This is a genomic window from Enterobacter cloacae complex sp. CARB60 (genome assembly GCF_036487345.1).
In the GTDB taxonomy this organism is placed as follows: domain Bacteria; phylum Pseudomonadota; class Gammaproteobacteria; order Enterobacterales; family Enterobacteriaceae; genus Enterobacter; species Enterobacter asburiae_D.
This window is the reverse complement of sequence record NZ_JAZKLC010000002.1, coordinates 1479471-1493626: the sequence shown is the minus strand read 5'-3', so window position 1 is coordinate 1493626 and position 14156 is coordinate 1479471. Positions and strand designations below refer to the sequence as shown.

Sequence of the window (14156 nt, the reverse complement as noted above, 5' to 3'; positions counted from 1 at the left end):
ATTCTCATTAAGGAGCCCTGCATGGAACTGCTCGAAGAGCACCGTTGTTTTGAAGGTCGACAGCAGCGCTGGCGGCATGACTCCACCGTTCTGAACTGTGCGATGACGTTCAGCATTTTCCTGCCGCCAGCGGAAAATCCGCCGGTTCTGTTCTGGCTGTCAGGCCTGACCTGCAACGACGAAAACTTCACCACCAAAGCGGGCGCGCAGCGACTTGCCGCCGAGCTGGGCATTGCGCTGGTGATGCCAGACACCAGCCCGCGTGGCGACGATGTGGCCGACGACGCAGGATACGACCTGGGCAAAGGCGCCGGGTTTTATCTGAATGCAACCGAGCAGCCCTGGGCGCGCCACTACCGCATGTATGATTACATTCGCGACGAGCTGCCCGCGCTGGTTCACTCCGGGTTTGCGGTAAGCGACCGCTGCGCCATCAGCGGCCACTCCATGGGTGGACACGGAGCGCTAATCATGGCGCTCAAAAATCCGGGAAAATACGTCAGCGTGTCGGCATTTGCGCCAATTGTGAACCCTACTCAGGTGCCGTGGGGGCAGAAAGCCTTCACGAACTATCTGGGTGAAGATGAAGCAAAATGGCAGGAATGGGACAGCTATGCGCTGATGCTGGCCAGCAGCTCGGCAAATGCGATCCCGATGCTTATCGATCAGGGCGATGCGGATCAGTTCCTCGCCGGACAGCTACAGCCTGCGGTGCTGGCAGAAGCGGCACGCCAGAAGGACTGGCCGCTAACGCTGCGCATCCAGCCGGGGTATGACCACAGCTATTACTTTATCGGGTCCTTTATTGAGGATCATCTCCGCTTCCATGCGAAGCATTTGTTTGGGTAAGTGCGGGTGATTGCCGGGTGGCGGCTTCGCCTTACCCGGCCTACATTCGTGGTTGTTGTAGGCCCGGTAAGCGAAGCGCCACCGGGCATAAAGGTTACATCAGAACTTATAATCCACACCGACAAAGTAGCGACGGCCATCTTCCGTATAGCTGTAATCGTCACGGCTCAGATCTTTATCCAGCAGGTTCTGCACGCCCGCGCGCAGCTTCACGCTTTTCGTCGCCTGCCACGCGGCGCCGGTATTCCAGATGACGTAGCCACCCGGCGTTGCTGCACTGCTGGTCAGCGCGCGTTTCTCACCGGTATAGTTGCCCTGAACATAGAACGACCAGTCCTGCGTCGCCTTCCAGTCAACGGTACCGTTAGCGGTGTGGAACGGCAGATCGGACAGCGGCTTGTTGCCGCCGTTGCTGATGTCACGACCGTCGTTGTAGGTGTAGTTCAGCGTCACTTTCCAGTCGTCCGCCAGCGGGAATTTCAGCTCGGTCTCTACCCCTCGGATGCGCGCCTTGTTAACGTTGTAGTAGCGGAAAATCGGTTCACCGTCCGCATTCAGGCCAACGTAGTTAGGGTAGCTTTGGGCCTGTGTCACACTGGCCGTACGGTTAATGCTGATGCGATCATCCACATTATTCTGGAAGGTGGTGACGCTGGCCTGCACGCCCTCTAACCAGCCCTCTTCCCCGCTGTAGTAGAGACCGAATTCGAAGCTCTCGCTGGTTTCCGGCTTCAGATCAGGGTTACCGACAATCTCACAGGCACCGCGGCACGAGCCGGTGACCCAGTCCGGGCTTAGCTGCAGCAGCGACGGCGCTTTAAACGCGGTGGCCCAGCCCCCTTTCACCGTTACGGTATCGGTCGCGCTGTAGACCAGATAGGCTCGCGGGCTCCAGTGATCGCCGTAGGTATCATGGTCGTCCATACGGATGCCGGTGGTCAGCGCCAGAGGTTCAAAAATACGCCACTCATCTTCCAGGAACAGAGCATACTGGCTTGTCGACGTACTGCTGCTGGAACCGCCCGTCAGGTTGACCGGATCTTTCAGCTTATCGTGACGCCATTCGCCGCCGAAGGTCAGCAGCTGGTTGATTTCGCCCAGCGGCAGCACGTATTTTCCGTCCACCGCGTTGCTCTCGGAGGTGATCGGATTGCTGTTGCCCGGGTTTTTGTTATCCACCTTTTCGCCGTAGACCTTCAGCTCGCTGTTGCCGACGCCCCAACGACCGTTGTGGCTGAGAGAGTAGTTCTGACGCTCAAGGCGGTTTTTATCGAGGGAATCCGAGTCACGATCCTGACGGTCGAAACCGTAGCCCGCCGTAAAGTCATGATTTTCAGACGGTGTCCAGGCGAACTCCACATTCGCATCGCGGCTGGTGAAGCCTTCAATGCGCGGCGTTTCACCGCTCGCCGTGGTGGAGGATTTCTGCTGACCGTCTTTCTCACGCTTCGCGAGGCTACCGTAGGCTTTCAGCCCCAGCAGGCCGTCCACCAGCGGACCGCTGGTATAGAACTGGCCGTTGTACGTATCTCCACGGTCGCGGTGTTCCTGAATCGTGGAGTCGGCGCTCAGGGTGCCCGTCCATTTCTGGCCGATTTTTTTGGTGATAATGTTCACCACGCCGCCCAGCGCATCGGAACCGTACAGAGAAGACATCGGTCCGCGTACCACTTCGATTCGTTCGATGGCGTCAACCGGCACCCAGTTGAGGTCGAAATCATTATGGCGGAACACCGCGTTACGCGAGTTGACGCGCTTGCCGTCGACTAGGATCAGCGTATAGCTGCTGTCCAGTCCACGAATACTTACCCCTTTACGGTTGTCCCCTTCGCTCGTGAGCTGAACGCCCGGCACATCCCGTAACACATCTTTCAGATTCTGAACGGGCTTGCGCTGCAAATCTTCCTGGGTAATCACGCTGATGCTTGCGGGTGCATCTTTCAGGTTTTGCTCGGTCGCGGAGGCCGTTACAACCATTGTGTCGCCGGATTCCGCTGCGATAACAGGCAGGGCCAGGGACATTGCGGACGCACAAAGTCCTCCCCTGACGAAGGGATTCAACCTAAACATTCCATATCTCCATGAGGTAAATACAACTAAATCAAATCATCATTGCTCACAGCGTCTTCCCTGCCGCCCACATCTGCGGTGGGTCGGTGACACGCTTATTTTTGATAACGATAAAGCAAACGATAATTATTATCAATTAAATTGTTAAGAAATATATCTTTGTTTCAGCCTGCGGGAATAAAAAAACCCGCTCGAATGAGCGGGTTAAAAGAGAGGAAGTGCGGTTATTGTTTAAATCGTTCCGGGAATTCCATTTCACTGTAGCGAACGAATTTTGTTCCTTTCGTCAGCTTGTAGCCAAACCAGATGACGAGGAACAGCGGAATACCAATGTAGGTCGCCGTGACGGCGCCCCAGTCAATGGTGTCCGCCAGGAACGCTTCATAGTTCTGCCCAAGCGTAATGATCAGGCACAGAATGAAAGCGAAAATGGGACCCAGCGGGAAGAAGCCGGAGCGATACGGCAGCGAGTTAATATCGTGACCCTGCTTGACGAAGCCGCGGCGGAAACGGTAGTGGCTAATGGCAATCCCCAGCCAGGCAATAAAGCCCGTCATCCCGGACGTGTTAAGCAGCCACAGGTATACCGTCTGGTTGCCAAACATGGAGGTCAGGAAGCACAGACCGGCAATCACCGTTGTGGCATACAGCGCGTTACGCGGTACGCCGCCACGGGACAGCTTCGCGAAGATACGCGGTGCTTTACCGTCGCATGCCAGCGTATAGAGCATACGGGTGGACGCGTACATCCCGGAGTTACCGGCTGAAAGCACAGCGGTCAGGATAACGGCATTCATCACTGCCGCGGCTGAAAGCAGACCGGCGTGCTGGAAGACCAGCGTGAACGGACTGACGCTAATGTCTTTTACGTCATTACGCAGCAGGCTTGGATCGGTGTACGGGATGATCAGGCTGATAATCAGGATCGCGAACACATAGAACAGCAGGATACGCCAGAAGACCTGACGGACCGCACGCGGAATATTTTTCTCCGGGTTCTCTGACTCACCGGCGGCGATACCAATCAGCTCGGTCCCCTGGAAGGAGAAGCCGACAATCATCGCCACGCCAATCATCGCCGACAGTCCCCCGGCAAACGGCGCATCGCCTATCGCCCAGTTACTCCAGCCAGCAGGTTCTGCGCCTTTGAAAATACCAACGATCATCGCCACACCGACGACGATAAAGATGATGACGGTTGCCACTTTGATCAAAGAGAACCAGTATTCCGCTTCGCCGAAACCGCGCACGGAGATGTAGTTCAGCAGGAAGATGACGACCAGGAACAGGGCGCTCCAGATCCAGCCCGGCGTATCCGGGAACCACCAGTTCATCACCAGCTGTGCGGCGACAAGGTCAACGGCGATAGTGACCGCCCAGTTGTACCAGTAGTTCCAGCCCAGCGCGAAGCCGAAGCCTTCTTCAACGTATTTTTGACCGTAGGTCGAGAACGAACCGGATACCGGCATGTACGCGGCCAGTTCGCCGAGACTGGTCATCAGGAAGTACACCATCAGGCCAATCAGGATATAAGAGAAGAGTGCCCCACCCGGGCCTGCTGCCGAAATTGTTGCGCCAGAGGCAACGAAAAGACCTGTACCGATTGAGCCGCCAATAGCGATCATCGTCAGGTGACGCGCCTTGAGTTCACGACGTAGCGTGGGCGCTTCTGTGGTTTTAATTTCTGAAACCATATGAAAATGCTGTCCATTTAATAAATGAGGCGCGATTGTAGCAGACGATCCGCGTTCCTTCCGGCAGAAATACTCAGTTATAAGAGAGCTTCATGACTCGGCCAGGATTATAAGTAAAGCATAAAAATGTGGGGTGACAGGCGCGCGTAGCCCCGGTAAGCGAAGCGCCACCGGGGAGCGTTAAATGGCGCAGTAGCGCAGAAAACGCTGCAGAGAACTGGAAAGGTGTTTCTGGCGGTGATGAATGCACCATAGCGTGCGCACCAGCTTCGGCAATGGAACCGGGATTTCAACCAGCGACCCCGTTTCAAGCTGTTCGGCAATGACGCGCCGCGAAAGACAGCTGATCCCCAGGCCATGACGCACCGCGTGCTTGATGGCCTCAGAGTTCCCAAGCTCCATCCCTAGCTGGAAATGCGGCAGATGGGAAAGCAGCAGATAATCGACAATTTCACGCGTGCCGGAGCCCTGTTCGCGCAGGATCCACTGCGCCTGCGCCAGGCGCTCCAGCGTCACCTCGCCCTGCAATAACGACGAGGCCGGGGACGCAAACACCACCAGCTCGTCTTCCAGCCAGGGCTCGGCAATGATATCGACGTTATGGCAAGGCCCTTCGATGAGGCCGATATCCACGCGGAAATCGATCACCGCGTTGATCACGTCCTGGCTATTGCCCACGCTCATCTCCAGCGGCAGGGTGGGGAAATCCCGGCGGTAGCGGGCAATCACTTCCGGCAGGATGTAGTTCCCAATGGTGCTGCTGGCGTAGACGCGGATCGCGCCGTTGTCCTCGCGGAACAGCTGTTCGATTTCGATAGCCTGCTCGAGCAGCGCCAGCGCGCGTGGATAAAGAAGACGGCCGTGCTCGTTGACCACCAGACGCTTCCCTACCCTGTCGAAAAGCTGAACGCCCAGCTGTCCCTCAAGATCGGTCAACGCCGCGCTGACCGCAGACTGCGAGAGCGCCAGCATTTGTGACGCCTGGGTCGTCGAACCGCTTTTCAGCACCTCGGCAAACACCTCCAGCTGACGCAATGTAATGTGCATGGTTACTTACCACTTATATAGATTGATTATAAGTATATAATCAATTTTATTTTTAAGCCAGAGCGCCGTAACCTTTAGCCAGACAAAGGAGAAGGTTATGTCAGAAATCACCTTACAACATCATCGTACAGTGTGGCACTTCGTGCCGGGCCTCGCGCTTAGCGCAGCAGTGACCGCCGTAGCATTATGGGGCGGCAGCATCCCGGCTATCGCAGGCGCAGGCTTTAGCGCGTTGACGCTGGCCATTTTGCTGGGCATGGTCGTGGGAAATACCGTTTACCCGCATATCTGGAAATCCTGCGACGGCGGCGTGATCTTTGCCAAACAGCACCTGCTGCGCCTCGGGATCATCCTTTACGGCTTCCGCCTCACCTTTTCGCAGATTGCGGACGTGGGCGTGAGCGGAATTGCTATCGACGTCCTGACCCTGACCAGCACCTTTTTACTGGCCTGCTTTATCGGCCAGAAAGTCTTTGGCCTGGATAAGCAAACCAGCTGGCTGATCGGTGCCGGGAGCAGTATCTGCGGAGCGGCGGCGGTGCTGGCAACAGAGCCCGTGGTTAAAGCCGAAGCCAGCAAGGTGACCGTGGCGGTGGCGACGGTGGTAATCTTCGGTACGCTGGCGATCTTCCTTTACCCGGCAATGTATCCGCTGGTGGCGCACTGGTTTAGCCCGGAAACCTACGGCATCTACATCGGTTCGACCATGCACGAAGTGGCCCAGGTGGTGGCGGCAGGACATGCCATTAACCCGGAAGCAGAAAACGCGGCGGTGATTGCCAAAATGCTGCGCGTGATGATGCTGGCGCCGTTCCTGATTTTCCTCGCGGCGCGGGTTAAGCAGCTGGCACCGGCGGACAGTAATCAGAAAAGCAAAATCACCATTCCGTGGTTTGCGATCCTGTTTATCGTGGTGGCGATTTTCAACTCCTTCCACCTGCTGCCGAAAGCCGTTGTCGATATGCTGGTGACGCTGGATACCGTGCTGCTGGCGATGGCGATGGCGGCGCTGGGGGTCACCACACACGTCAGCGCGCTGAAAAAAGCCGGTGCCAAACCGCTGCTGATGGCGCTGGTGCTCTTCATCTGGCTGATTGTCGGCGGCGGTGCGATTAACCTCGCGGTGCACAGCCTGATGGCATAAACCATCTCGTCCTTCTCCTGCTAACCCGCTATCATAAGCGTTTCGGGTTAGCAGGAGTTTTTTTATGAAATACGTTGGAGCGCACGTCAGCGCTGCAGGTGGCCTTGCGAATGCCGCCATTCGCGCCGCCGAAATCGAGGCGACCGCTTTCGCCCTGTTCACCAAAAACCAGCGCCAGTGGCGCGCCGCAGCGCTCACCGCTGAGGTGATTGATGATTTCAAAGCCGCCTGTGAGAAATACCACTACGGGCCCGGCCAGATCCTCCCCCACGACAGCTACCTGATCAACCTCGGTCACCCGGTTGAAGAGGCGCTGGAAAAATCCCGCGAGGCGTTTCTTGATGAAGTACAGCGCTGCGAACAGCTGGGGCTGACGCTGCTGAACTTCCATCCTGGTAGCCATCTGATGCAAATCGACGAAGATGCCTGCCTGGCGCGCATTGCCGAATCCATCAACATCACGCTGGACAAGACTAAAGGCGTCACCGCGGTGATTGAGAATACCGCCGGTCAGGGCAGCAACCTCGGCTTTAGGTTTGAACATCTGGCGGCGATTATCGACGGCGTGGAGGATAAATCCCGCGTTGGCGTGTGCATTGATACCTGCCACGCGTTTGCCGCCGGTTATGACCTGCGCACCACCGAGGCAACGAAAAACACGTTTGATGAGTTCGAGCGCATTGTGGGCTTTCAGTACCTGCGCGGCATGCACCTGAACGATGCAAAAAGTGCGTTCGGCAGCCGCGTTGACCGCCACCACAGCCTGGGCGAAGGCAACATTGGCCATGATGCGTTCCGCTTCATCATGCAGGACGCCCGCTTCGACGGTATTCCGATGGTGCTGGAAACCATTAACCCGGACATCTGGGCGGAAGAGATTGCCTGGCTGAAGGCACAGCAAACCGCTGAACAGGCGGCATAAAAAAAGCCGGGTTGCATTATGCACCCGGCTTTTTTGTTGTTTAACGCTTACGCTACTTTTGCCACGACTTCCGCTTCCGGACGCTTCAGCACCGCGTAAGACAGACCCGCCACCAGCGTACCCGCGATAATCGCCAGCAGATAGCCCAGGACCGGGGTGATGGCGCCCGGGATCAGCAGCACGAACAGACCGCCGTGCGGTGCCATCAGCTTCGCGCCAATCGCCATGGAGATTGCACCCGTTACCGCACCACCGACGATACAGCATGGCAGAACGCGCATTGGGTCACGTGCTGCGAACGGAATCGCGCCTTCGGTAATGAAGCACAAGCCCAGCACCAGCGCCGCTTTACCGCCTTCCTGTTGCGCTTTATCGAACTTACGACGGGCAATAATCGTCGCCAGACCGAGCGCCAGAGGCGGCACCATGCCTGCCGCCATGATGGCAGCCATCGGTGCGTAGGTCTGGGTACTCAGCAGGCCAACACCAAAGGCGTACGCCGCTTTGTTCACCGGACCACCCATGTCGGTACACATCATGCCGCCGAGGATAGCACCCAGCAGAACCGCGTTCGCGGTGCCCATGGTTTGCAGCCAGTGGGTCAGACCCGCCAGGATGCCTGCAACCGGCTTACCAATCAGGTAAATCATCGCCAGACCGACCACCAGGCTGGAAATCAGCGGGATGATCAGAATCGGTTTCAGCGCTTCCATACTCTGCGGCAGCTTGAGCTTCGAGCTGATGAGCTTCGCGACGTAACCGGCGAGGAAGCCCGCGATAATACCGCCGATAAAGCCAGAACCAGTGCTCACGGCCAGCATACCGCCGATAAGACCCGGCGTCAGGCCAGGACGGTCAGCGATGGAGAAGGCAATAAAGCCTGCCAGAACGGGGACCATCAGTGCGAACGCGGATCCGCCGCCAATCTGCATTAACGCAGCGGCCAGCGTGCCTTGCTCTTTAAACGCGGTAATACCAAATGCGAACGAGAGGGCAATACACAGACCGCCCGCAACCACCATCGGCAGCATGTAAGACACACCGGTCAACAGATGGCGATAGGCGCCTGCAGACTCTTTCTTACCTTCCGTCGCGGTTGGACGCGCACCGGTTGCCTGATACGGCTTCGCTTCCACCAGCGCTTTATCAAACTCCTGCGCGGTCTTTTTCAGCGCCAGGCCGGTAGACGTACGATACATTGGCTTACCGGCAAATTTCGCCAGGTCCACTTCGATATCCGCCGCCACGATCACCAGATCGGCCTCAGCCACTTCTTCTGGGGTGATAGCGTTACCGGCACCGACGGAGCCGCGCGTTTCAACTTTAACCCACCAGCCGCGTTTTTTCGCTTCGGTTTCAATGGCTTCAGCTGCCATAAAGGTGTGAGCCACCCCCGTCGGGCAGGCCGTCACCGCAACAATGCGTTTCGGACCCGCAGCCGGTGCCGTCGCGACAGGCGCGCTGTAGACAGACGCGTGACCTTTCGCTTCGCTCAGGAACAGTTCCGGGTGTGCCACCGCGCGATTAATATCGCCCAGCCACACTTTTTTGCCGTTCAGCGCACTGTCAGCCGGGATTTTGTCGCCCAGTACAATGGCCAGTTCTGCATCGCCTGGATTATCGATAATGTCCAGATGTGCTTTTTGTGCCGCCGCGCCCAGCAAGGTCTTCGCCATATAGGCGCGAGCCTGTCCGAGACCGGAGTCAATGATCAGCAGCGTTTTCATTATTCCTCTCCTGCTGTTAGTTAAAAGGTTTTAAGTCAACGCGCGCCATCATCGCGGCTAACTGGGTACGATCGGTAATGCCGACATTGCTCTGGCTTACGGCCAGGGCAGCAACGGCGGTGGCAAGACGTAAAGTATGTTCACTGGATTCACGCATCAGCAGACCATAAATCAGGCCGCCAACCATGGAATCCCCTGCGCCAACGGTGCTGACAACTTCCATTGACGGCGGTTTGGCGATCCATTCACCAGACGCGTTAACCCACAGCGCGCCTTCTGCACCAAGAGAGATCACCACGTGAGCGATACCCTGCTCGCGCAGCGCATGGGCAGCGTCAATCACATCTTTTAATTCTGGCAGCTTACGACCCGCCCAGATCTCCAGCTCGCGGCGATTCGGCTTCACCAGCCACGGCGAGGCTTTCAGGCCCGCAACCAGCGCGTCGCGGCTGCTGTCAAAAATGATGCACGGGCACTGGCTGCGCAGGCGCGTCATCCAGTCGGTAAACGCTTCCGGGCTCACGCCGGACGGCAGGCTGCCGCTGACGCAGACCATGTCAAACTGACCAAGCCAGGTCAGAGAGTCGTTAACAAAACGCTCCCAGTCCGACGGCGTTACTTCGAAGCCAGAGAAGTTCAGATCGGTCACTTCACCGTCTTTCTCGGTAAGCTTAACGTTGATGCGGGTACGGCCCTGAACAACCTGAAAACGGTTGGCAATACCCAGCTCGCTGAACAGCTGCTGGAAACCATCCTGGTTATCTTTACCGAGGAATCCACCCACGGTGACGTCGATACCGAGATCCTTGAGCACTTTCGCGACGTTAATCCCTTTACCCGCAGCATGCAGGCCAGTGGTACGCACGAGGTTGACTTCGCCGCGCTCAATTTCCGGGCAAAATCCTACCAGGTCATAAGCCGGGTTCAGCGTAATAGTCGCAACACGTCTGCTCATTATGCGCCCTCCCCCAGACCCGCCGCGATGGCGTCGCCAATCGCTTTCAGCGCCTGTTCAGCATCGGCACCCTGCGCGGTGAAACGCAGACGGTGGCCTTTCTTCACGCCCAGCGCGACAACTTTCATCAGACTACGGCCGTTGGCCGGTTTGCCCGTGCCATCAAGATTCGTCACGGTGATCTCACTCTCGAATTGTTTAATGGTATTCACCAGCATGGTGCCCGGACGGGCATGCAGGCCGTGTTCGTTACGTACCACGAACTCAGCGGTCAGCACGTCTTCAGTCGGCGCATCATCACTGGTCAGCAGAGCCAGCACGGTGGAGGCATCAGCGTTCAGCAGTTTTTCAGCTTTGTTGTTCAGCAGCAGATCGCCCAGACGCTTCAGCACGGAAACCGGCTGATCGTCGTTCATCGCCACGGTCACCAGCATGGCCGCTCGCTCGCCTTCCACGTCAAACGCATTGGCCGCGCGGCTCACGGCGATAGCGCTGCGCAGGTTGCCTTCAGCACTGTCGTTCAGCCAGATACCCTGACCCAGATTCAACGGTTTATCGTTAATTACGCGCGCCACAAACGTGGCATCCGCCGCGCCGGCTTCTTTCAGACGACCCGCGTTCAGCGCCTGCAGCGTCACCAGATCGGAGGCAGCCACATCCAGCGTCAGCGTTTCATTATCCAGTTTCAGCGCTTCGCTCTGTTTTTCGCCCATCAGCAAGGCGCGCAGCTCTTCAGCTGTGGTAGCGGACTTCAGCTGTTCAGCCACATCGTCATCGCTCAGGACATGCGTCAGCTGACGCAGCAGACCTAAGTGTTCGTCGCTGCTGGCCGCGATGCCGATAGCCACATAGGCCACCTGACCGTCGCCCCAGAGCACGCCCTGAGGGAACTGATAAACCTGAACGCCGGTTTTCAACACCTGATCGCGGGTGTCGGTTGTGCCGTGCGGAATGGCAATGCCATTGCCGAGGAAGGTTGAGGTCTGCTGTTCGCGGGCCAGCATGCCGTTGACATAGCCGTCCGCGACGTTACCCGCCTGCACGAGCGCAGCGGCAACCTGGCGAATAGCCTCTTCTTTATCCCCGGCCTGAGCGCCCGGGTGGATATCCTGAACAGATAACTGGAACATGGTTCTCCACTCCTGCTGAACTTGAATCGTTTCAGCTTTAATGAGAAAAAATGCGCTAGCCTGCTCCGTTTGTTAAAACAAGATAGCGCTGAAACGTTTCAAAAAGTCTTGCGCTTTCTGCAATGTCTTGCAAGTAAACTCGTATTTCCGATCTCAGAATTTAGAGATACAGCACATTTCTTCTTCGTTCAGCTGAATTTTGCTGAAGTTCAGCAAGACAGTTTCAGCTAAGTTCAGCCAGGTGAGAGATAAGTTGAAATGCCATTTTGATTTTTCGTGGCATCATTGACCGCACCCACTGTTTATTTTTTAGCTGACGGCGTAAACTCCGCCTCCTCTCTGCTACTCGCTAATTATAAAACATGCATAACACCCCTGCGGCCGTCTCGCCGAAGCCCTTTGATTTGACCTCAGCGGCATTCCTGGTGGTTGCCTTCTTCACGGGCATTGCCGGTGCGTTACAGACCCCGACATTGAGCTTATTCCTGACAAATGAGGTTCACGTCCGCCCGGCAATGGTGGGCTTCTTTTTTACCGGAAGCGCCATCATCGGCATCCTGGTCAGCCAGTTTCTGGCGGGACGCTCCGACAGAAAAGGCGATCGTAAAAGCCTGATCGTTTTCTGCTGTCTGCTGGGGGTCATGGCCTGCGTTCTGTTTGCCTGGAACCGCAACTATTTCATTCTGCTCTTCGTCGGGGTATTCCTGAGCAGCTTTGGCTCAACGGCGAACCCCCAGCTGTTCGCCCTTGCCCGCGAACACGCCGACCATACCGGACGTGAAGCGGTGATGTTCAGCTCCGTCCTGCGCGCTCAGGTGTCGCTGGCATGGGTGATTGGTCCGCCGCTGGCCTACGCGCTGGCGATGGGTTTTGGCTTTACGGTGATGTACCTGAGTGCGGCCGTCGCGTTTGTGGCGTGCGGCGCGCTGGTGTGGTTCTTCCTGCCGTCCATGCGCAAAGAGCCGAAAGTGGCAACGGGAGTGCTGGAAGCGCCGCGCCGCAACCGCCGCGATGCCCTGCTCCTGTTTGTTGTCTGCACGCTGATGTGGGGCACCAACAGCCTGTATATCATCAATATGCCGCTGTTTATTATTGATGAACTGCACCTGTCGGAGAAGCTGGCGGGCATTATGATGGGTACCGCCGCCGGGCTGGAGATCCCGACCATGCTTATAGCGGGCTATTACGCAAAGCGCTTCGGGAAGCGTTTTTTAATGCGCATCGCCGCCGTCGCCGGCCTGCTGTTCTATATCGGTATGCTGACGGTACATACGCCGGGGCTGTTGCTGGCATTACAGCTGCTGAACGCCATCTATATTGGCATTCTCGCCGGGATAGGCATGCTCTATTTTCAGGATCTGATGCCGGGTCAGGCGGGCTCTGCCACCACCCTTTATACTAATACCACCCGCGTGGGCTGGATTATCGCGGGCTCAATGGCCGGTGTCGTGGCCGAAATCTGGAACTATCACACGGTGTTCTGGATTGCGCTGGTGATGTGTACCCTGACGATTGGCTGTCTGGCGAGGATTAAAGACGTTTAAGGCGCGGTGAGCGCTTCCAGCTCAAGAAGATACGTCATCGCCTGCCCTCGCGTGCTGCCACACATTTCGGCAGCGGGCTGAAGCCCGGAGCAGACTTTCGGGCGCAACGGTGAGCCAAAGATCATGCATAGATTGGTTTCAGAGAGCTGAACGCAGCGGGTATTGGCAGGTTTACCCTCCGGCATTCCTGGAATGGGGCTTGAAATGGACGGTGCAGTACAGCACGCGCCACAGTCTGGACGGCAATCCATAAATGCTCTCTTTCGCTGACGATCGCCCGCGCAGTCGGGCATCGCGCGCACAGTAACACCTTTTGCGTATTGATAGCAAAAGCCACGAATTCCTCTTGCCTGAAAGGCCGCGCGCGAGTAATTTGGCGCGATATTTTTTACCTCCCGTAAACAGGATTACTGCAATGCCAAGAGCGAACGAAATTAAGAAAGGTATGGTGCTGAATTACAACGGCAAACTGCTGATTGTGAAAGATATCGATATTCAGGCCCCGAGCGCCCGTGGTGCAGCAACGCTGTACAAAATGCGTTTCGCCGATGTGCGTACCGGCCTGAAAGTGGAAGAGCGCTTTAAAGGTGACGATATCGTCGATACCGTGACCCTGACCCGTCGCTATGTTGATTTCTCTTACATAGACGGCAACGAATACGTGTTCATGGATAAAGAAGATTACACCCCGTACATCTTCACCAAAGATCAGATTGAAGAAGAGCTGCTGTTCATCCCTGAAGGCGGCATGCCTGACATGCAGGTCCTGACCTGGGACGGCGTGCTGCTGGCGCTGGAGCTGCCGCAGACCGTCGATCTGGAAATCGTTGAAACCGCACCGGGCATCAAAGGCGCATCCGCAAGTGCCCGCAACAAACCGGCTACCCTGACGACCGGCCTGGTTGTGCAGGTGCCGGAATACCTCTCCGCTGGCGAGAAAATCCGCATCCATATCGAAGAAAAACGCTATATGGGTCGCGCTGACTGATTGCGGCGTTTGTCGGGTGGCGGCTTCGCCTTACCCGACCTGGAAAAATACAAAAACCGGCTCTCAGGCCGGTTTTTTTGTAGGCC

Annotated in this window: 12 protein-coding genes; 5 read left to right on the top strand and 7 right to left on the bottom strand. The window is 56.8% G+C overall.

Annotated elements, in window-relative coordinates:
• Nucleotides 1-21 precede the first annotated feature (21 nt).
• On the top strand, nt 22-849 hold the full coding sequence (fghA, locus tag V4835_RS08205) for an S-formylglutathione hydrolase (protein ID WP_331411882.1): 828 nt from the start codon (nt 22-24) through the stop codon (nt 847-849).
• 99 nt (nt 850-948) lie between these two features.
• Here fghA and cirA read toward each other — a convergent pair whose 3' ends face one another.
• From cirA to yieE, 3 genes are all read right to left on the bottom strand, one after another.
• Nucleotides 949-2919 (bottom strand): catecholate siderophore receptor CirA, encoded by a 1971-nt coding sequence (gene cirA / locus V4835_RS08200; RefSeq protein WP_331411881.1) that lies wholly within the window; start codon nt 2917-2919, stop codon nt 949-951.
• A 224-nt stretch (nt 2920-3143) separates the two neighbouring features.
• Entirely contained in the window at nt 3144-4613 is a 1470-nt protein-coding gene (locus V4835_RS08195) for an amino acid permease (protein WP_063143776.1), read from the bottom strand.
• Between the two features lie 180 nt (nt 4614-4793).
• A complete protein-coding gene (gene yieE / locus V4835_RS08190) occupies nt 4794-5660 on the bottom strand; it encodes a DNA-binding transcriptional regulator YeiE (protein ID WP_023312476.1) in 867 nt (288 codons plus the stop codon).
• A 97-nt stretch (nt 5661-5757) separates the two neighbouring features.
• On the opposite strand from yieE, the gene V4835_RS08185 reads away from it, so the two are divergent.
• The gene (locus tag V4835_RS08185; RefSeq protein ID WP_023312477.1) at nt 5758-6804 is read left to right on the top strand and encodes a YeiH family protein; all 1047 of its coding nucleotides are present in this window, start codon (nt 5758-5760) and stop codon (nt 6802-6804) included.
• Nucleotides 6805-6868: 64 nt separating this feature from the next.
• On the top strand, nt 6869-7726 hold the full coding sequence (gene nfo, locus V4835_RS08180) for a deoxyribonuclease IV (RefSeq protein WP_063143775.1): 858 nt from the start codon (nt 6869-6871) through the stop codon (nt 7724-7726).
• A 47-nt stretch (nt 7727-7773) separates the two neighbouring features.
• On the opposite strand, the gene fruA is transcribed toward nfo, so the two are convergent.
• From fruA to fruB, 3 genes are read right to left on the bottom strand one after another with little or no spacing between them, the layout of a single operon-like run.
• On the bottom strand, nt 7774-9453 hold the full coding sequence (fruA, locus tag V4835_RS08175; RefSeq protein ID WP_331411880.1) for a PTS fructose transporter subunit IIBC: 1680 nt from the start codon (nt 9451-9453) through the stop codon (nt 7774-7776).
• A 16-nt stretch (nt 9454-9469) separates the two neighbouring features.
• Nucleotides 9470-10408 carry a 1-phosphofructokinase gene (fruK, locus tag V4835_RS08170; protein ID WP_008500936.1) on the bottom strand — a complete coding sequence of 313 codons (939 nt, stop codon included), beginning with the start codon at nt 10406-10408 and terminating at the stop codon, nt 9470-9472.
• Entirely contained in the window at nt 10408-11538 is a 1131-nt protein-coding gene (fruB, locus tag V4835_RS08165; RefSeq protein WP_331411879.1) for a fused PTS fructose transporter subunit IIA/HPr protein, read from the bottom strand. The genes fruK and fruB overlap by 1 nt, the downstream gene beginning before the upstream one ends.
• A gap of 362 nt (nt 11539-11900) precedes the next feature.
• Here fruB and setB point away from each other — a divergent pair, with 362 nt between their 5' ends.
• Complete coding sequence (gene setB, locus V4835_RS08160) at nt 11901-13082, top strand: sugar efflux transporter SetB (RefSeq protein WP_331411878.1); 1182 nt, start codon at nt 11901-11903, stop codon at nt 13080-13082.
• On the opposite strand, the gene V4835_RS08155 is transcribed toward setB, so the two are convergent.
• Complete coding sequence (locus V4835_RS08155; RefSeq protein ID WP_063143815.1) at nt 13079-13333, bottom strand: YkgJ family cysteine cluster protein; 255 nt, start codon at nt 13331-13333, stop codon at nt 13079-13081. The two genes, setB and V4835_RS08155, sit on opposite strands and share 4 nt — an antisense overlap.
• 164 nt (nt 13334-13497) lie before the next feature.
• Here V4835_RS08155 and yeiP point away from each other — a divergent pair, with 164 nt between their 5' ends.
• Entirely contained in the window at nt 13498-14070 is a 573-nt protein-coding gene (yeiP, locus tag V4835_RS08150; RefSeq protein WP_008500940.1) for an elongation factor P-like protein YeiP, read from the top strand.
• Nucleotides 14071-14156 lie beyond the last annotated feature (86 nt).